At 72.7% G+C, this 16,787-nt stretch carries 17 protein-coding genes; 4 read left to right on the plus strand and 13 right to left on the minus strand.

The annotated features are described in order from the left end of the window. Positions 1-106: 106 nt before the first annotated feature. Entirely contained in the window at positions 107-592 is a 486-nt protein-coding gene (gene bfr / locus ACFYMU_RS13305; protein ID WP_388372165.1) for a bacterioferritin, read from the plus strand. Positions 593-718: 126 nt separating this feature from the next. On the opposite strand, the gene ACFYMU_RS13310 is transcribed toward bfr, so the two are convergent. Both ACFYMU_RS13310 and ACFYMU_RS13315 read right to left on the minus strand, forming a co-directional pair. Then, complete coding sequence (locus ACFYMU_RS13310) at positions 719-979, minus strand: bacterioferritin-associated ferredoxin (RefSeq protein ID WP_388372167.1); 261 nt, start codon at positions 977-979, stop codon at positions 719-721. A 162-nt stretch (positions 980-1,141) separates the two neighbouring features. Beyond that, positions 1,142-2,494 carry a class II 3-deoxy-7-phosphoheptulonate synthase gene (locus ACFYMU_RS13315; protein ID WP_388372169.1) on the minus strand — a complete coding sequence of 451 codons (1,353 nt, stop codon included), beginning with the start codon at positions 2,492-2,494 and terminating at the stop codon, positions 1,142-1,144. A 276-nt stretch (positions 2,495-2,770) separates the two neighbouring features. On the opposite strand from ACFYMU_RS13315, the gene ACFYMU_RS13320 reads away from it, so the two are divergent. Beyond that, the gene (locus ACFYMU_RS13320) at positions 2,771-4,717 is read left to right on the plus strand and encodes an anthranilate synthase family protein (RefSeq protein ID WP_388372171.1); all 1,947 of its coding nucleotides are present in this window, start codon (positions 2,771-2,773) and stop codon (positions 4,715-4,717) included. On the opposite strand, the gene ACFYMU_RS13325 is transcribed toward ACFYMU_RS13320, so the two are convergent. The 5 genes from ACFYMU_RS13325 to ACFYMU_RS13345 all read right to left on the minus strand — a co-directional run bounded on the left by ACFYMU_RS13325 (position 4,663) and on the right by ACFYMU_RS13345 (position 9,803). Further along, positions 4,663-5,664 (minus strand): 2-hydroxyacid dehydrogenase, encoded by a 1,002-nt coding sequence (locus tag ACFYMU_RS13325; RefSeq protein ID WP_388372173.1) that lies wholly within the window; start codon positions 5,662-5,664, stop codon positions 4,663-4,665. The two genes, ACFYMU_RS13320 and ACFYMU_RS13325, sit on opposite strands and share 55 nt — an antisense overlap. A 149-nt stretch (positions 5,665-5,813) precedes the next feature. Then, positions 5,814-6,842 (minus strand): 6-phosphofructokinase, encoded by a 1,029-nt coding sequence (locus ACFYMU_RS13330; RefSeq protein ID WP_388372175.1) that lies wholly within the window; start codon positions 6,840-6,842, stop codon positions 5,814-5,816. A 239-nt stretch (positions 6,843-7,081) separates the two neighbouring features. Next, a complete protein-coding gene (locus ACFYMU_RS13335) occupies positions 7,082-7,774 on the minus strand; it encodes a response regulator (protein ID WP_388372177.1) in 693 nt (230 codons plus the stop codon). Further along, positions 7,771-9,009, minus strand: a complete 1,239-nt coding sequence (macS, locus tag ACFYMU_RS13340; RefSeq protein ID WP_388372179.1) for a MacS family sensor histidine kinase — start codon at positions 9,007-9,009, stop codon at positions 7,771-7,773. The genes ACFYMU_RS13335 and macS overlap by 4 nt, the downstream gene beginning before the upstream one ends. 35 nt (positions 9,010-9,044) lie before the next feature. Continuing rightward, a complete protein-coding gene (locus tag ACFYMU_RS13345; RefSeq protein WP_388372181.1) occupies positions 9,045-9,803 on the minus strand; it encodes a lysophospholipid acyltransferase family protein in 759 nt (252 codons plus the stop codon). Between the two features lie 163 nt (positions 9,804-9,966). On the opposite strand from ACFYMU_RS13345, the gene ACFYMU_RS13350 reads away from it, so the two are divergent. Together ACFYMU_RS13350 and ACFYMU_RS13355 are read left to right on the plus strand one after the other, a co-directional pair. Beyond that, positions 9,967-10,746 (plus strand): alpha/beta hydrolase, encoded by a 780-nt coding sequence (locus ACFYMU_RS13350; RefSeq protein ID WP_388372183.1) that lies wholly within the window; start codon positions 9,967-9,969, stop codon positions 10,744-10,746. Further along, a complete protein-coding gene (locus tag ACFYMU_RS13355; RefSeq protein WP_388372185.1) occupies positions 10,739-11,311 on the plus strand; it encodes a hypothetical protein in 573 nt (190 codons plus the stop codon). The genes ACFYMU_RS13350 and ACFYMU_RS13355 overlap by 8 nt, the downstream gene beginning before the upstream one ends. A 76-nt stretch (positions 11,312-11,387) precedes the next feature. Here the strand turns inward: ACFYMU_RS13355 and ACFYMU_RS13360 are convergent, their stop codons facing one another. The 6 genes from ACFYMU_RS13360 to ACFYMU_RS13385 form a co-directional block, all read right to left on the minus strand. Beyond that, on the minus strand, positions 11,388-12,143 hold the full coding sequence (locus ACFYMU_RS13360; protein WP_388372187.1) for an endonuclease/exonuclease/phosphatase family protein: 756 nt from the start codon (positions 12,141-12,143) through the stop codon (positions 11,388-11,390). Positions 12,144-12,233: 90 nt separating this feature from the next. Continuing rightward, positions 12,234-13,187: an ROK family glucokinase gene (locus ACFYMU_RS13365; protein ID WP_388372189.1), complete on the minus strand. Its 954-nt coding sequence runs from the start codon at positions 13,185-13,187 to the stop codon at positions 12,234-12,236. A gap of 102 nt (positions 13,188-13,289) precedes the next feature. Next, entirely contained in the window at positions 13,290-13,823 is a 534-nt protein-coding gene (locus tag ACFYMU_RS13370) for a DUF5304 domain-containing protein (RefSeq protein WP_388372191.1), read from the minus strand. A 101-nt stretch (positions 13,824-13,924) separates the two neighbouring features. Then, positions 13,925-15,103, minus strand: coding sequence for an ArsA family ATPase (locus ACFYMU_RS13375; protein ID WP_388372192.1), 1,179 nt, complete (start codon positions 15,101-15,103; stop codon positions 13,925-13,927). A 118-nt stretch (positions 15,104-15,221) separates the two neighbouring features. Then, complete coding sequence (locus ACFYMU_RS13380) at positions 15,222-15,668, minus strand: SRPBCC family protein (RefSeq protein WP_388372193.1); 447 nt, start codon at positions 15,666-15,668, stop codon at positions 15,222-15,224. A 183-nt stretch (positions 15,669-15,851) separates the two neighbouring features. Next, positions 15,852-16,649 carry a metallophosphoesterase gene (locus tag ACFYMU_RS13385; protein ID WP_388372195.1) on the minus strand — a complete coding sequence of 266 codons (798 nt, stop codon included), beginning with the start codon at positions 16,647-16,649 and terminating at the stop codon, positions 15,852-15,854. Between the last annotated feature and the right edge of the window lie 138 nt (positions 16,650-16,787).

Genomic DNA, 16,787 nt, shown 5'->3' on the forward strand with positions numbered 1-16,787 from the left:
CAAACCGGGACATCATCTACTAAGCGTGAACTTACTGGACGGCTCCGGGCGCCGGTGCGATCATGCGGCGCAACCCGCCAGTCCCCGCCTGGAAGGAGCCCGCGCGATGCAGGGCGACCCCGAGGTCATCGAATTCCTCAACGAGCAGCTCACCGGCGAGCTGACCGCGATCAACCAGTACTTCCTGCACGCGAAGATGCAGGAGAACCTCGGCTGGTACAAGCTCGCGGCGTACACGCGGCGGGAGTCCTTCGACGAGATGAAGCACGCGGAGGTGCTCACCGACCGCATCATCTTCCTGGAGGGGCTCCCCAACTACCAGCGGCTCTTCCATGTGCGGGTGGGCCAGACCGTCAAGGAGATGTTCGAGGCCGACCGGCAGATCGAGGTCGAGGCGATCGACCGGCTCAGGCGCGGGATCCGGCTGATGCGGGAGAAGGACGACATCACGTCCGCCAACATCTTCGAGTCGATCCTCGAGGACGAGGAGCACCACATCGACTACCTCGACACCCAGCTGGACCTGCTGGAGAACCTCGGCGAGGCGCTGTACATCTCCCAGGTCATCGAGCAGCCGGAGAGCCAGACCTGAGCCGGCGCCCCGGGACCAGGCCCTGTCGTCTGGAACGTCCCGGCGTCGCGGGGCCCCGCTCGGGCCGGCCGGAAAGCGCCGGGACCCACAGCCGGCCTGATCCGAACGACAGGGCCCAGGCCTGGCCTAGGCCGCTTCCTCCAGGCCGTCCGGCCCGGCGGCCCGGTCCGAGCCGGAAGGGCGGGGCAGGACCGGGCCGACCCGGACGGCCGGTGCGGGGCGCGGGGCGGCGTCCCTGCCCAGCAGCGCCTGGATCCGCCGTACGCAGGAACCGCAGTCGGTACCCGCCTTGCAGGCCGACGCGATCTGCCGGGGGGTGCGGGCGCCGTCCTCCGCGTGCTGCGCGACCTGGGCCTCGGTCACGGCGAAGCAGTGGCAGACGTACACGCAGTCTCACCTTCCCACCGGAGCGGACGGGTCGCGCCACCCGACCCGGCTGGTCGGTGAGGCAAACCTAACCTTACCTGGCGCGAGCAAGCCGGAGAAGCGCGGTGGGGCGCGGATCGCATGTGATCCGCGCCCCACCGGTGCCGGTGCTCTCGAAGCGGGCTACTGGTCCCGGTACATCTCGGCGACGAGGAACGCCAGGTCGAGGGACTGGCTGCGGTTCAGTCGCGGGTCGCAGGCCGTCTCGTAGCGCTGGTGCAGGTCGTCGACGAAGATCTCGTCGCCGCCGCCCACGCACTCGGTGACGTCGTCACCGGTCAGCTCCATGTGCAGACCGCCCGGGTGGGTGCCCAGCCCCTTGTGGACCTCGAAGAAGCCCTTGACCTCGTCCAGCACGTCGTCGAAGCGGCGGGTCTTGTGCCCGGAGGCCGCCTCGAAGGTGTTGCCGTGCATCGGGTCGGTCACCCAGGCCACCACCGCACCCGACGCCGTGACCTTCTCCACCAGCTCGGGGAGCCGGTCGCGGATCTTGTCGGCGCCCATGCGGACGATGAAGGTCAGCCGGCCCGGCTCACGCTCCGGGTCGAGGCGCTCGATGTACTGCAGCGCCTCCTCGGCCGTCGTCGTCGGGCCGAGCTTGATGCCGATCGGGTTGCGGATCCTCGCGGCGAACTCGATGTGCGCCCCGTCCAGCTGGCGGGTGCGCTCGCCGATCCACACCATGTGCGCGGACACGTCGTACAGCTGCCCGGTGCGCGAGTCGACCCGGGTCAGCGCCGACTCGTAGTCCAGCAGCAGCGCCTCGTGCGAGGAGAAGAACTCGACGGTCCTGAACTCCTCCGGGTCCGCCCCGCAGGCGTGCATGAAGTTCAGCGCGTTGTCGATCTCCCGCGCCAGCTGCTCGTAGCGCTGTCCGGACGGCGACGACTTCACGAAGTCCTGGTTCCAGGCATGCACCTGGCGCAGGTCGGCGTAGCCGCCGGTGGTGAAGGCACGCACCAGGTTGAGCGTCGATGCGGACGCGTGGTACATCCGCTTCAGCCGCTCGGGGTTCGGGATGCGGGCCGCCTCGGTGAACTCGAAGCCGTTGACGGAGTCGCCCCGGTAGCTCGGCAGGGTCACGCCGTCGCGGATCTCCATCGGCTTGGAGCGCGGCTTGGAGTACTGGCCGGCGATCCGGCCGACCTTCACGACGGGCACCGAGGCCGCGTACGTGAGCACGGCACCCATCTGGAGCAGCGTCTTCAGCTTGTTGCGGATCTGGTCGGCGGACACCGCGTCGAAGGCCTCCGCGCAGTCGCCCCCCTGAAGCAGGAACGCCTCGCCCCTGGCGACGGCTCCCATCCGGGCGCGCAGCTGGTCGCACTCACCCGCGAAGACGAGTGGCGGATACGACTCGAGCTCCGCGATCACTTCGCGCAGAGCCTCGGGGTCGGGGTACTCGGGCTGCTGCGCCGCGGGCAGGTCTCGCCAGGTGTTGCCAGCGCTCGCGCTGGACTTAGCGTTCACGGTCACCTTGTCCACATTACGGGGTCCTGCCCCCTGCTTTTCGCCGCGCTCGCCAGATGAGACGGCCCGTCCCGGGTGGCTGCGGCGCTCGTGTAGGGTGCGGGGCATGTTCGCGCACTCGACCCAGAACCAGAACTGGTGGTGGACCGCTCCCCCGGCGGCCCGCTGACTGCGCGTACCCAGACTTCGCGAAGGCCGCCCGAGGGGCGGCCTTCGGCGTTCCCGCGACCGGGCCGTTCCTCTCACGATCCGCAGACGATCCGCAGAAAAGGAACACGCCCCATGACCCTGCTCGACCTGCTGGACGACTCCCGCCCGTTCGCCCTGCTGCGCCGCCGCACGCCCGGGCGCGACCACCGGACCGTCGAGGTGCTGATCGGCCCCGTCGCCGCCTACGAGCGCCTGGCCGACCTGCCCGACGAGGCGCTGGCCCTCGTCCCCTTCCGGCAGATCCGCGAGCGCGGCTTCGACGTCCGTGACGACGGCACGCCGCTGCTGGCGCTGCGGCCCGAGACGTCGTACGAGCTCACGGTGGAGCAGGCCCTGTCCCAGCTGCCCCGGCACGACGTGCACGTCCGGGACGGCGGCTTCGACGTGGGGGACGAGGAGTACGCCCGGATCGTCGCCCGGGTGCTGCGCGAGGAGATCGGCCGGGGGGAGGGCGCGAACTTCGTGATCAGGCGGACGTACCAGGGGCGCATCCCGGGGTTCGGCCGGGCCGACGCCCTCGCGCTGTTCCGCCGGCTGCTGGTCGGTGAGCGCGGTGCGTACTGGACGTTCGTGGTGCACACGGGCGACCGGACGCTGGTGGGGGCCAGCCCCGAGGTGCATGTGCGGATGTCGGGTGGCGGCGGCGGGTGCGCGGCGGGGCCGGCCGAGGGCGGGACCGTCGTGATGAACCCGATCAGCGGCACGTACCGCTATCCCGCGGACGGCCCGACGCCCGAGGACCTGCTCGCCTTCCTCGCCGACGGCAAGGAGATCGAGGAGCTGTCGATGGTCGTCGACGAGGAGCTCAAGATGATGTGCACGGTGGGCGACATGGGCGGGGTGGTCGTCGGGCCGCGGCTGAAGGAGATGGCCCACCTCGCGCACACGGAGTACGAGCTGCGCGGGCGCTCCACCCTCGATGTGCGCGAGGTGCTGAAGGAGACCATGTTCGCGGCGACCGTCACCGGCTCGCCCGTGCAGAACGCCTGCCGGGTGATCGAACGGCACGAGGTCGGGGGCCGCGGCTACTACGCGGGAGCGCTGGCGCTGCTCGGCCGGCGCGCGGGGGCCCAGACCCTCGACTCCCCCATCCTGATCCGGACCGCGGACATCGACGCGCGGGGGCGACTGCGGGTGCCGGTGGGCGCCACGCTGGTGCGGGGCTCGGACCCGGCGGGCGAGGTCGCGGAGACGCACGCCAAGGCGGCCGGGGTGCTGGCGGCGCTCGGGGTGCGTCCCGGCCGGCCGCGCGAGGAGGGGGTACGGCCGCGGCTGGCGGACGACCCGCGGGTGCAGGCCGCGCTCGCCGGGCGGCGGGCCTCGCTGGCGCCGTTCTGGCTGCGGATGCAGGAGCGTGGCCGTGATCTGACCGGGCATGCCTTCGTCGTCGACGGCGAGGACACGTTCACGGCGATGCTCGCGCACGTCCTGCGGTCCTCGGGCCTGGAGGTGACCGTGCGGCGGTACGACGGGCCCGGGCTGCGGGAGGCGGTGCTCGCGCACGAGGGGCCGGTCGTGCTCGGTCCCGGCCCCGGCGACCCGTCCGACCTGGACGACCCCAAGATGCGGTTCCTGCGGGACCTGACCGCCGAGTTGATCCGAGGGCACCGGCACGGCGTGCTGGGCGTCTGCCTCGGGCACGAGCTGATCGCGGCCGAGCTGGGACTGGAGATCGTGCGCAAGGAGGTCCCCCACCAGGGCGCGCAGCTGGAGATCGACCTGTTCGGGCGGCGGGAGACCGTCGGCTTCTACAACAGCTTCGTGGCGCACTGCGACGACGAGACAGCGGCCGAGCTGGCCGCGCACGGCGTCGAGGTCAGCCGCGGCGCCGACGGCGAGGTGCACGCGCTGCGCGGGCCGCGTCGTGCCGCGGGAGCGCCCATGAACGCGGTCGCGGGCGTCCAGTTCCACCCGGAGTCGGTGCTGTCGGTGGGCGGTGCCGCGATCGTGCGGGAGCTGCTGGTTCAGCCGGCCGCCCTGGGCACGAGCACGTTCTCGGAGCCTCGGCCGGCCTTGTAGTCGAGGACGTTGCGCACCGTGGCGTCGATGATCTGCGTCACGGCGTCCACGGTGTAGTACGCCTGGTGGGAGGTGACCAGGACGTTCGGGAAGGTGACAAGGCGGGCCAGGGTGTCGTCCTCGATCGCCTCCAGGGACTTGTCCAGGAAGAACAGGCCCGCCTCCGCCTCGTACACGTCCAGGCCGACGCCGGTGAAGCGGCCCTCGCGCAGTTCGGCGACGAGGGCCATGGTGTCGATGAGGCCGCCGCGGCTGGAGTTCACCAGGATCGCGTCGTCCTTCATGGTCTTCAGGGCGACCGCGTCGATCAGGTGCTGCGTCGCGGGCATCAGCGGGACGTGCAGGCTGACCAGGTCGGACTCGGCGAGCAGTCGCTCCTTGGCGACGTACGTCATCCCGAGGTCGACGCAGGCCGGGTTCTCGGCGACGTCCCAGCCGAGGAGTTCCATGCCGAAGCCGTGGGCGATCCGGGCGAACGCCTCGCCGATCTTGCCGGTGCCGAGGACGCCGGCGGTGCGGCCGTGCATGTCGCGGCCCATCAGGCCGTCGAGACGGAAGTCGAAGTCGCGGGTGCGGTTGCAGGCGCGGACGATGCGGCGGTTGACGGCCATGCCCAGGGCCCAGGCGAACTCGGCCACGGAGTACGGCGAGTAGTACGAGACCCGGGCGATCGTCATGCCGAGCTCTTCGGCGGCCGTGAGGTCGATGTTGTTGAAGCCGGTGGAGCGCTGGGCGATCATCCGGGTGCCGCCGGCTCCCAGGGTCCGCAGGACGTTCTCGCCCAGTTCGCAGTTGACACTGGTGCAGACGATGTCGTGGCCCACCGCGATGGGGGCGGTGTCCTCGTTGAGGAAGACATCGAGGCAGCGGATGTCGTGGTGGCCCGCGAACGCCTTCTCGAGCAGGGGCTTCTCGTCGGCCTGCACGCCGAACGCCACAATCTCCACGAGACCCTCCGGGGTCGGGCCGAAACCGCCTGACACTGCCGAATATACGGGGGCGGGGCGCGCGGCGGGGGCCGAACCCGCGCCGGACGGCCGCCGTCCCGCGGGCGCGCCGGTGCCCCCCGCAGGCCAGCGGCTCGGCGGGGACGCCGTCAGCCGAAGAAGACGCCGACCTCCTGGTACAGCTTCAGGTCGACCGTCTTCAGCCTGGCCGTGGCCTCCGCGATCGGTACGCGGACGATGTCCGTGCCGCGCAGTGCGACCATCGTGCCGAAGTCGCCGTCGCGGACCGCCTCGATGGCGTGCAGGCCGAAGCGGGTGGCGAGCCAGCGGTCGAAGGCGCTCGGCGTGCCGCCGCGCTGGACGTGCCCGAGGACGGTCGTGCGGGCCTCCTTGCCCGTGCGCCGCTCGATCTCCTTCGCCAGCCACTCGCCGACGCCGGAGAGGCGGACGTGCCCGAAGGAGTCCAGCGACTCGTCCTTGAGCACCATGTCGCCGTCCCTCGGCATCGCCCCCTCGGCCACGACCACGATCGGCGCGTACGACGCCTTGAACCGGGACGTCACCCACGCGCACACCTGTTCCACGTCGAAGCGCTGCTCGGGGATGAGGATCACGTTCGCCCCGCCGGCCAGCCCCGAGTGGATCGCGATCCAGCCCGCGTGACGGCCCATCACCTCCACCACCAGGACCCGCATGTGCGACTCCGCGGTGGTGTGCAGGCGGTCGATCGCCTCCGTGGCGATGTTGACGGCGGTGTCGAAGCCGAAGGTGTAGTCGGTGGCGGAGAGGTCGTTGTCGATGGTCTTCGGTACGCCGACGACACGCACGCCGTACTCGTCGGCCAGGCGCGCCGCGACGCCGAGGGTGTCCTCGCCGCCGATCGCGACGAGCGCGTCGACCTCCTCCTTGGCGAGGTTGTCCTTGATGCGGCGGATGCCGTTCTCCTGCTTGAGGGGGTTGGTGCGCGAGGAGCCGAGGATCGTGCCGCCGCGGGGCAGGATGCCGCGCACGGCGGGGATGTCGAGCCGGACGGTGTCGCCTTCGAGAGGTCCCCGCCAGCCGTCCCGGTAGCCGACGAAGTCATAGCCGTACTCCTGCGCGCCCTTGCGGACGATGCCCCGGATGACGGCGTTGAGCCCGGGGCAGTCGCCGCCTCCGGTCAATACTCCGACCCGCATGGAAAGTCCCTTTCGCCGCGGTTGCCTGATGCGGGTCACGCTAATGGTGACCCACGTCACTTCAGCATGGCGCGGATGCTCAATTCCGGTGAATCGCCCGGTAATTGATCACTTGGGACGAGTCGGACTTCACTCGAAGGTGGGCATGGGATGCACACGCTCGCCGTTCACTCCCGAACGCCCGCCCGGCTCGCGGTGAGTGCGCGTGGTCCGCGTGCGCGCGCCCGGCTCGCGGTGCCTCAGCCCTCGTCCAGCCCCCGCTCGATCGCGTACCGCACCAGCTCCACCCTGTTGTGCAGCTGGAGCTTGCCCAGGGTGTTCTGCACGTGGTTCTGCACGGTGCGGTGCGAGATGACGAGGCGCTCCGCGATCTGCTTGTAGCTCAGACCCTTGGCGACCAGCCGCAGCACCTCGGTCTCCCGCTCGGTGAGCCGCGGCGCCCGTGGCTCGTCGGCGTCCGCGGCGGGGACCGGTTCCGAGGCGAGCCGGCGGTACTCGCCCAGCACCAGGCCCGCGAGGCCGGGAGTGAACACCGGGTCGCCGGCCGCGGTGCGGCGCACCGCGTCGATCAGCTCCTCCGTGGACGCCGACTTCAGCAGGTAGCCCGTCGCACCCGACTTCACGGCCTCCAGCACGTCCGCGTGCTCGCCGCTCGCCGACAGCACCAGGACCCGCAGCGCCGGATCGGCGCCGACGAGTTCCTTGCAGACCTGGACGCCCGGTTTCGCGGGCAGGTTGAGGTCCAGGACCAGGACGTCGGGCGCGGCGGCCCGGGCGCGACGCACCGCCTGCTCGCCGTCGCCCGCGGTGGCGACCACGTCGAAGCCCGACTCGGCCAGGTCCCGGGCGACGGCGTCGCGCCACATGGGGTGGTCGTCGACCACCATGACCTTGATCGGGTCCTGCCGCGCACCGGAGGTGTCCGCCGTCATCGCCGCTCCGCCTTCCCCCGTGCGGCCCTCGGGCCGCCCGATACGTCCTTCGGTACCTTCAGTTCCACTTCCGTGCCCTGGCCCGGGACCGAGATCAGGTCGGCGGTGCCGCCGATGTCGCGCAGCCGACCGCGGATCGACTGGGCCACCCCGAGCCGCCCCTCGCCCTCGGCCTGGGCGAGGCGTCCCTCCGGGATACCGGGCCCGTCGTCCCGTACGGTCACGACGATGCCGTCCGGCTCGTCCTCCACCAGGATCCAGGCCCGGGCCGTCTCCCCCGCGTGCCTGCGCACATTGTCCAGCGCGGCACCGACGGCCGCGGCCAGTTCGCGGGCGGCGGCCGACGGCAGCGGCACCGGGGAGCCGGGCTCGGAGAGCGTCACCCGGGCCCCGGCGTACGGAGCGAGCAGGGAGCGCAGGTCGACCGGGTCCTCCCCGGCGTCCGGCTCGTCGACCGCGCGGACGACCGCGCCGAGCGCCGCGTCACGCGACACGCGCGAGGGGGCCGCCAGCCCGCCGGAGACCAGCGTGCGCAGCGCGATCTCCTGCTCGCCCGCCAGCCGGCCCAGCTCCGCGGCCTCGCCGCCGAGCGCGGAGCCGCGCCGCTGCACCATGGCGAGCACCTGGAGGACGCCGTCGTGGATGTCCCGGGCCAGCCGCTCCCGCTCCCGGGTCGCTGCCTCGATCTCCAGGGCGCGGGCGAGGGTGCGCTCGGAGGCGCGGGCGACCTCGACGACGTATCCGATCGCGATGGAGGCGACCCACACCAGGATCACGTTGTGGACGGTGTCGCGGGCCGGGGTGCCGCGCTCGGCCAGGTTCGCGACGGCGACCGTCGTGGAGGCGAACGCGGCCCAGCGCCAGCCGCCCTTGACCGCGTACGCGAGGACCGACCCGGCGGTCCATATCGACGGCAGCGTCGGACCGCCCGACAGGACCCGCTCGTGGGTGTCGGCGAGGGGGGTGAGGAGGATGCCGGTGAGCGCGACGGTGAGGTCGACGGCCAGGAACCACCGGGTGCAGCTCGCCGCGTTCGCCACCCGGGGGAGCGTGGCCAGCGTCCACCCGCACAGCACGACGAAGTAGGCGACGGCCAGCCAGGGCCGGGCGAACCTGTCGTAGGCCGTCGCGAAGAGAGCGACGGCGTACCCCATGGTGAGCACGCGGTACGCCATGAGCGCGCGCCACAGCGGCTGTTCGACCGACATTCTGATGACCCGCTCGCGCCCGGCCATGTCCCCCCGCCCCCCGAGAGCCGACGGCCGCGCCCCTAGGAGGCCGGCCGCTCGCTCACGGTTGCCTTCTCCGTGTCCCTCTGCGTCTGTGCGGCGTCCTTGTGCGCCTGCTTCTCCGCCTTCGCCGCCTCCGCGATCTGCCGTTTGGCGGCGGTCGCGTACATGTCGACGTACTCCTGGCCGGAGAGCTTCATGATTTCGTACATGACCTCGTCGGTCACCGCCCGCAGCACGAAACGGTCGTGCTCCATGCCCCGGTAGCGGCCGAAGTCCAGCGGCTTGCCGATGCGGATGCCCGGGCGCATCAGCTTGGGGACGATCTTCCCGGGCGGCTGGATCTTCTCCGTGTCGATCATGGCCACCGGGATGACCGGCGCGCCGGTGGCGAGCGCCACCCGGGCCAGGCCGCCGGGCTTGCCCCGGTAGAGGCGGCCGTCGGGCGACCGGGTGCCCTCCGGGTAGATGCCGAACAGCTCACCGCGCTCCAGGACTTCGATGCCGCTCCTGACGGCGGCCTCGCCCGCGCCCCGGGCGCCGGAACGGTCGACGGGCAGCTGCCCGACCCCCTTGAAGAAGGCGGCGGTGAGCCGGCCCTTCACGCCGGGCGTGGTGAAGTACTCCGCCTTCGCGATGAAGGTCACCTTGCGGTCGAGGACCGCGGGCAGGAAGAACGAGTCCGAGAACGACAGGTGATTGCTCGCCAGGATGGCGGGGCCCTCGGCCGGGACGTTCTCGATGCCCTCCACCCAGGGTCTGAAGGCGAGCTTCAGCGGCCCCCCGATGGATACCTTCATCGCGCCGTACAACAACCGACTGCCTCCTGTGTGTGTCGATCAGACCTTAACCCGCTCCACCGCCAATGGCTCCGACGGCCCTGGTCGGTGGCGGTGCCGTCGCGTACGGTGAAGTACCTGCAATCGACGTGCCCAGCCCCCTTCCACGAACAGGAGACCGAACGTGCCGGTCCTCCCCGGAGCCGAGCCGTACCGCCACGACGGCGGGGAGGTCGGCGTCCTCCTCTGCCACGGCTTCACCGGCTCCCCCCAGTCGCTGCGCCCCTGGGCGGAGTATCTCGCCGAGCACGGCCTCACCGTCTCGCTGCCGCTGCTGCCCGGGCACGGTACGCGCTGGGAGGACATGCAGCTCACCGGCTGGCAGGACTGGTACGCGGAGGTGGACCGCGAACTGCGCACGCTGCGCGACAGCTGTGCGCAGGTGTTCGTCGCCGGTCTGTCCATGGGCGGTGCCCTGGCGCTGCGGCTCGCCGCCCGGCACGGGGACGCGGTCAGCGGCGTCGTGGTCGTCAACCCGGCCAACAAGGTGCACGGCCTGGCCGCGTACGCCCTTCCGCTGGTCCGCCACCTGGTGCCCTCGACGAAGGGGATCACCAGCGACATCGCGAAGCAGGGCGGCACGGAGCTCGGGTACGACCGGGTGCCGCTGCACGCCGCGTACTCCCTGCGCACCTTCTTCCGCCTGGTCGACGGCGAGCTCCCGCAGGTCACCCAGCCGCTGCTGCTCCTGCACAGCCCGCAGGACCACGTGGTGCCCCCGGCCGACTCGGCCCGGGTCCTCAGCCGGGTGTCGTCGGCGGACGTCCGGGAGATCCTGCTGGAACAGAGCTACCACGTGGCGACGTTGGACCATGACGCGGACCGGATCTTCGAGGAGAGCCTCGCGTTCATCGGCCGGCTCGCGCCGAGTGTCGGCAAGGAAGGGACGGCCGCAGGTGGCTGAGCACGACTCCGACCGCGAGGGCCGCGAGCCGGACGAGAAGGGCGTGCCCTTCGACGAGGACGCCGCCTGGGCGGCGATCGTCGCCGGGTACGGCGAGGAGCCGCCGGACCCGCCCGGCAGCAGGCCCTTCAGGTCGGTCGAGGACCTGGCGCTCCCGGAGCCGGAGCCCGAGGGGGAGGACGACGGCGGCGTCGAGGGCGGCGGTGCCGGGGACAAGCCCGCGAAACCGCTGGGCAGCTCGGTCTCCTTCGCGCCCGGCGTCGGTCCGCGGGACTACACGGCGCGGGAGCCGTCCGACGACGACTTCGACGAGGACGACGAGGGCCACTTCGTGCCACCGGAGCCACCGCCGCTGCCCGCCGCCGACGCCACGGCGAAGTTCGCCTGGCTCGCGGTGATCGGCGGCCCCGTCCTGCTCCTGCTGGCCGTGCTCCTCGGCTGGGAGATGACCTGGTGGCTCGCCACGCTCGGCGTCGGCGGTTTCCTCGGCGGCTTCGTGACGCTGGTGGTGCGCATGAAGACGGACGAGGACGACGGCGATCCGGGGCGGGGCGCGGTGGTCTGACCCGCGCCACGCCGCGGGAGCCGTCGGGACGGCGCGGGGCCGCTGCGGCACGGGAACCGCTGCGGCACGGGAGCCGCTACGACGCGGGAACCCTGAGGGCGGCCAGTACCGGCAGGTGGTCGGTGGCCGCCGTCAGGTCGGCCCGGGTCACCCCCGGGTGGCCGAGCGGGACACCGCAGCCGAGGACCTCCACGCCCCGCGTGGCGAAGATCGCGTCGATGCGCTGGTGCGGGTCGGCGGGCGTCCAGGTGTGCTCGCCGCCCCAGGGCGCGGTGGCCCAGCCGTCCTGGAGGCGGGCGGCCAGGCGCTCGAAGGCAGGGCCGCCCGGGCGTTCGTTCAGGTCGCCGCCCGCGACCGCGTGCCGGACACCCATCGCCGCGAGCCGGTCGAGGAGCATGCCCCCCTGCTCGTAGCGCTCGTCCGGCCGCAGGCTCAGGTGGCAGCTGAGGACGCCGAGCCGGGCGCCGCCGAACCGTACGACGGCCGTCGCGAAGCCGCGCCGGTGCAGGCCCGGGGTGAGCGGGAGCAGCACGTCCTCCGTGCGTTCGACCGTGGCGCGCAGCGAGCACAGCAGGGCGGGTCCGGCGGCCGTGGCGCCGCCCGAGAGGATCACCAGGCCCGAGGCCGCCGCGAGCCGGGCGAGCTTCTTGCGCCAGCGGAAGAAGCGGGGTGCCTCCTGGACGAGCACGAGATCGGGGGCGCAGGCGCCGATCACACGGGCGAGCGCACCGGTGTCGTCGCGCATCGAGCGGATGTTGTAGCCGAGCACCCGGACGATGGCCGAACCGTCGGCTTCGGTACGGGAATTGGGCAGCGTGATGGTCGTCGCCATGGCGATCGAGAATACGCCGCGGCGGCCGGTACGGGGGCGCCCGCCGGCCCCTGACGGGGCTCGGCGGGCGCTGCCGCGCGCGGACGGACGTCACATGATCGGGTCGGGCTCCCGGGCCAGGTCGGCCGCGCCCACCAGTCCCGCCTTGTTGCCCAGTTGGGCGACGATGACCTCGGCGACCGGGCGCCAGTTGCCGCCGACCAGCCAGCGCTTGTACGACTTGCGGATCGGGTCGAGGACCAGTTCGCCCTCGTCCGAGAGGCCGCCGCCGACGATGAAGGCGGAGGGGTCGAAGAGCGAGGCCAGGTCGGCGAGACCCGCCCCCGCCCAGCGGGCCAGCTCACGGTAGGAGTCCACGGCCACCGGGTCTCCCTGCCGGGCGGCCATGGAGATGTGCTTGCCCTCGATGCCCTCGGGGGTGCCGTCCCCGAGCGACAGCAGCACCTCCGCGTTCTCGGGGGTGGCGTTGGCGCGCTGCTTCGCGTAGCGCACGAGGGCACGGCCGGAGGCGTACTGCTCCCAGCAGCCCTGCGAGCCGCAGCCGCACAACAGGCCGTCCGGCACCATCCGGATGTGGCCGAACTCGGCGGCCACCCCGAAGTGCCCGCGGCGCAGCTTGTTGCCGATGATGATCCCGCCGCCGAGGCCGGTGCCGAGCGTGATGCAGATGACGTTGCGATGACCCTTGCCCGCGCCGAACTTGTACTCGCCCCACGCGGCCGCGTTCGCGTCGTTCTCGACGACCACCGGGAGGCCGACGCGGGCCTCGACCTTCTCCTTCAGCGGCTCCTGGCGCCAGTCGATGTTCGGCGCGAAGTAGACCGTGGAGCGCTGGCGGTTGACGTACCCGGCGGCACCGATCCCCACGCCGACGATCTCGTGCCCGGCGCGGGCGCCCTCGACGGCAGCGGCGATGGCGTCCACGATGGCCTCGGGCGTGCCCGGAGTCGGCACTTTGTGGGTGGAGAGGATGTTGCCTTCCTCGTCGACCACACCGGCCGCGATCTTCGTGCCACCGATGTCGACGCCGATGGTGAGTCCCATGAATCCCTCAGTTTCGGTCGAGCCCCGCTACGGCCAACCGTACCCGAGGTGACCGGGGGGTGTCGGAGTGCTGCCGGTCCCCGAGACCGCCCCCGGTCACCTCTAGTCGAGGTCGATGCGCTCTCCCGGACCCTGCTCCCCGTCGTCCCGTCGCGGACCGGCGTCGCGGGCGTCGCGGGTGTCGCGGGCGTCGCGGGCGTCGCGGGCGGTCCAGCGCCGTTCCTGGGCCTCGACGGCGGAGCGGTAGGCCGCGAGCAGCTCCGAGCCGGCCGCGGCGAGGTGGTCGAAGACGTCCGGGTTGCGCTCGATCACCGGCTCCACCGCGGCCTTGGCCTGCCGCACCACCTGCTGGACCATCTGCTGGGCGGAGCCCGATGTCGCGGCGCCCAGCAACGGGGTCTGCAGGCCGGACAGCTTGTCGGCGACGGCGTCGACCAGTCGGCGCAGCTCCTCGGCGGCCGAGCCGGGCGGCGGCCCGTACCGGGCACGGCGGCGGGCCTTCTCCGCGGCGAGGTCCTCGGCGCATGCCTTGGCCCATGCGTCGGCGTCGGTCACCGCCTCGGCGGCCTCCCGAGCGGCCTCCTCCCGAGCGGCCTCCTCCTGAGCGGCGTCGGACGTGGGGCGCTCTTCGCTCATGGCGGACTCCTGACTGCGGTTCGTACCTCCGACGTTACCCGAACGGGGGTACGCGGTTCACCGTGTGCGGGGCTGGTCGCCGCGCCCCCGGGCGCGCCGGGTCACACCTGGTGCGGCCACAGTTGCGGGTCGGGCGCGAAGCGGATGCGCAGCTCGCCCTCGCGCAGGGCCGCGCCCGCCACGGTGCAGCGGCGCAGGGCGGACGGGAGCGGGACGATCCGGCGGAAGGGTCCCACGGTCACCACGATCTCGTCGCCGCGCCGGACGAGGTCGAGTTCGTCGCGTATGGCGCCGGGCAGCGGGATACCCCACACCAGCACTCCGTCCTCGGCGATCCGGTCCGTCACGGGCCACTCGACCGGGGGCGGCGCCTGGTTGACGGCGGGGCCGGCGAGCGGGGCGAGGTCGTCGGCCCCGCGCGGGTCCCTGCCGAGGTGCGGCACGCCGTGCACGGCGTGCGCCCCGTACGTGCCCTGCCACTCCTCCACGGTCTTGCGCTGCTGGGCGGCGAGACCCGCGATCCAGGCGTCGTGGGCGGTGTCGGGCAGGACGCGGTTGGCGATCACGGCCTCGGGGCGCAGGGCGCGCAGGGCCAGGCCGATGGCGGCGGTGCGGACGGCGTCGGCGCCGGCCGGGCCCGGCTCGGCGACCAGCCACACGCTCGTGGCGCGGTCGGCGAGGACGGCCTCGACGGCGGCCAGTTCGAGGTCCCAGCGGGCGGCGGTCTCGTAGAGCCACTCGGCGGGCATCGGGACGCCCGCGAGCCGGCCGAGCACGGGGCGCAGGGCTCGGGCGGCCTGCCGCTCCGGCGGGAGCAGCCGGCGCAGATAGCGGCGGAGTTCCTCGGGGAGGGCGAGCAGAACCAGCGCCTGCGGCACCGGGGGCAGGTCGACGACGAGGAGGTCGTACGCCTCCGAGAGCGCGGCGTCGCGCAGGGCGCGCAGCACGGCGAGTTCCTCGGCACCGGGCAGCGGGGTGACCTCCTCGGCGTCCAGCCGGGCCGCGCCGAGGAGGTCGAGTGCGCCGGCGGCGCGGTCCTGGAAGGCGACGAGGTCGTCCCGGAAACGGGCGGCGGCGTCCGGCCGCCAGACCGTGAGGCGGGGGGCGGCCTCGGCGGGACGGGCGCCGGTGGTGGCGCCGAGCAGGGCACCGGGGGTGTCGGTGCGGTCGGCGCTGAGCAGCAGGGTGCGGGTGCCCCGGCGGGCGGCGTCCAGCGCGGTGGCCGCGGCGACGGTGGTGCGGCCGCAGCCGCCGGGGCCGGTGATCAGGATGGTGCGCATGACGGTGAACGCTACCCGGGCGTTCCCCGCCGGGCCGCCCATGACGCCGGGCCGCCCATGACGCCGGGCGGCCGGGGCCTCGACAGGCCGGGGCGAAACGCTTCGGCGGGCCGGCCGGCTACGCGACGGACCCGGACTCCACCCTCTTCTTCAGCCCCGCCAGCGCCCGGTCGATGATGACCTTCTCCGCCTTGCGCTTGATCATGCCGAGCATCGGGATCTTGACGTCGACCGTCAGCCGGTACGTCACCTCCGTGCCGCCCGAGCCGGCCGGCTTCAGCAGGTAGGAGCCGTCCAGGGAGCGCAGCATCTGCGACTTGACCAGGGTCCACGCGACCTCGCCGTCGCCCGTCCAGGTGTACGCCAGGGTCTGGTCGTCCTTGATGGCGCCGGCGTCCATGACGAGGCGGACCTGTTCCGCGCGGCCCTGCTCGTCCGTCGAGAGGACCTCCGCCTCCTTCACCTCGCCCGTCCAGTCCGGGTAGCGCGCGAAGTCGGCGATCACCTGCATGACATCGGCCGGAGCCGCCTCGATCGTGATGCTCGAGCTGGTGTGTTCCGCCATCGCCGTGGCTCCTCCAGATGCGGTCCGGTCAGGGAGGGTGGTGCGCAGGCGCGCACGGGTGCAGCGTGAAGGCTACCGCGCACGCGCCGCGCCGCTACCACCCCACCTGCGGTTCGGCCACCGGCCCGGCACGCGGGGCGCCCCGGCCCCTCGCGCCCCTCCTCCGTCCCCGTCGCCGGCCGCTCACCACTCGAGCGCCCACGGCCTGCCGCTGCCCGCGAAGTGCCCCACGTTCACGCACTCCGTCGCGCCGATCCGCATCCGCCGCACCAGCGGCTGGTGGACATGGCCGAACAGGGAGTACCGCGGCCTGGTACGGCGGATCGCGTCCAGCAGGGCCCGGCTGCCGCGCTCGAAGCGGCGCGCCACCGTGTCGTACACCAGCTCGGGGACCTCGGGCGGGATGTGGGTGCACAGCACGTCCACTTCCCCCACCGCCTCGATCTTCGCCGCGTACTCCTCGTCACTGATCTCGTAGGGGGTCCGCATGGGGGTGCGCAGGCCGCCGCCGACGAAGCCGAAGGTCCAGCCGCCGATCTCGGCCCGCTCGCCGTCGAGCACCCGGACGCCCTCGCCCGCGTACTCCGGCCACAGGGTCGGCATGTCGACATTGCCGTAGGTCGCGTACGTCGGGGTGGGGAACGCGGCGAACAGCTCGGCGTACTGCCTGCGGACCGCCCGTTCGATCGCCGAGGCGCGGTCCTGGCCCACGCCGGCCCACAGGCCGGCTCCGAACCGCCGGGCCTCGGCGAAGCGGCGGGCGGTGCGCAGTTCGACCAGCCGGCGGGCGTTCTCCGCGCCGAACAGATCGGGGAAGATCCCGCGCGAGTGGTCGGCGTAGTCCAGGAAGAGGACCAGGTCGCCCAGGCAGATCAGGGCGTCCGCCCCGTCGCCGGCCCTGGCCAGATCCCGTGCGTTGCCGTGCACGTCGCTGACGACGTGCACGCGCGTCCTCGGGTCACCGCCCGATGTGGGTGCCATGGCGATCAAGGGTAGGGGTGTGGGACATATGTGAACAGTGGCGTCCGGACCTGCGGTTACTGGCCCACGGGGAGAGGCCTGGACTACTGTGCGCGAAGGAACGCCAAGCCGTGTGACTCATGGAACATCTCACCGCGA

The sequence above is a fragment of the Streptomyces sp. NPDC007264 genome, assembly GCF_042869095.1.
Lineage (GTDB): Bacteria > Actinomycetota > Actinomycetes > Streptomycetales > Streptomycetaceae > Streptomyces.

Coding starts and splice junctions, on each gene's coding strand:
- bfr (WP_388372165.1), top strand. CDS start 107: ATGCAGGGCGACCCCGAGGTCATCGAATTCCTCAACGAGCAGCTCACC.
- ACFYMU_RS13320 (WP_388372171.1), top strand. CDS start 2,771: ATGACCCTGCTCGACCTGCTGGACGACTCCCGCCCGTTCGCCCTGCTG.
- ACFYMU_RS13330 (WP_388372175.1), bottom strand. CDS start 6,842: ATGCGGGTCGGAGTATTGACCGGAGGCGGCGACTGCCCCGGGCTCAAC.
- ACFYMU_RS13335 (WP_388372177.1), bottom strand. CDS start 7,774: ATGACGGCGGACACCTCCGGTGCGCGGCAGGACCCGATCAAGGTCATG.
- macS (WP_388372179.1), bottom strand. CDS start 9,009: ATGGCCGGGCGCGAGCGGGTCATCAGAATGTCGGTCGAACAGCCGCTG.
- ACFYMU_RS13345 (WP_388372181.1), bottom strand. CDS start 9,803: ATGAAGGTATCCATCGGGGGGCCGCTGAAGCTCGCCTTCAGACCCTGG.
- ACFYMU_RS13360 (WP_388372187.1), bottom strand. CDS start 12,143: ATGGCGACGACCATCACGCTGCCCAATTCCCGTACCGAAGCCGACGGT.
- ACFYMU_RS13365 (WP_388372189.1), bottom strand. CDS start 13,187: ATGGGACTCACCATCGGCGTCGACATCGGTGGCACGAAGATCGCGGCC.
- ACFYMU_RS13370 (WP_388372191.1), bottom strand. CDS start 13,823: ATGAGCGAAGAGCGCCCCACGTCCGACGCCGCTCAGGAGGAGGCCGCT.
- ACFYMU_RS13375 (WP_388372192.1), bottom strand. CDS start 15,103: ATGCGCACCATCCTGATCACCGGCCCCGGCGGCTGCGGCCGCACCACC.
- ACFYMU_RS13380 (WP_388372193.1), bottom strand. CDS start 15,668: ATGGCGGAACACACCAGCTCGAGCATCACGATCGAGGCGGCTCCGGCC.
- ACFYMU_RS13385 (WP_388372195.1), bottom strand. CDS start 16,649: ATGGCACCCACATCGGGCGGTGACCCGAGGACGCGCGTGCACGTCGTC.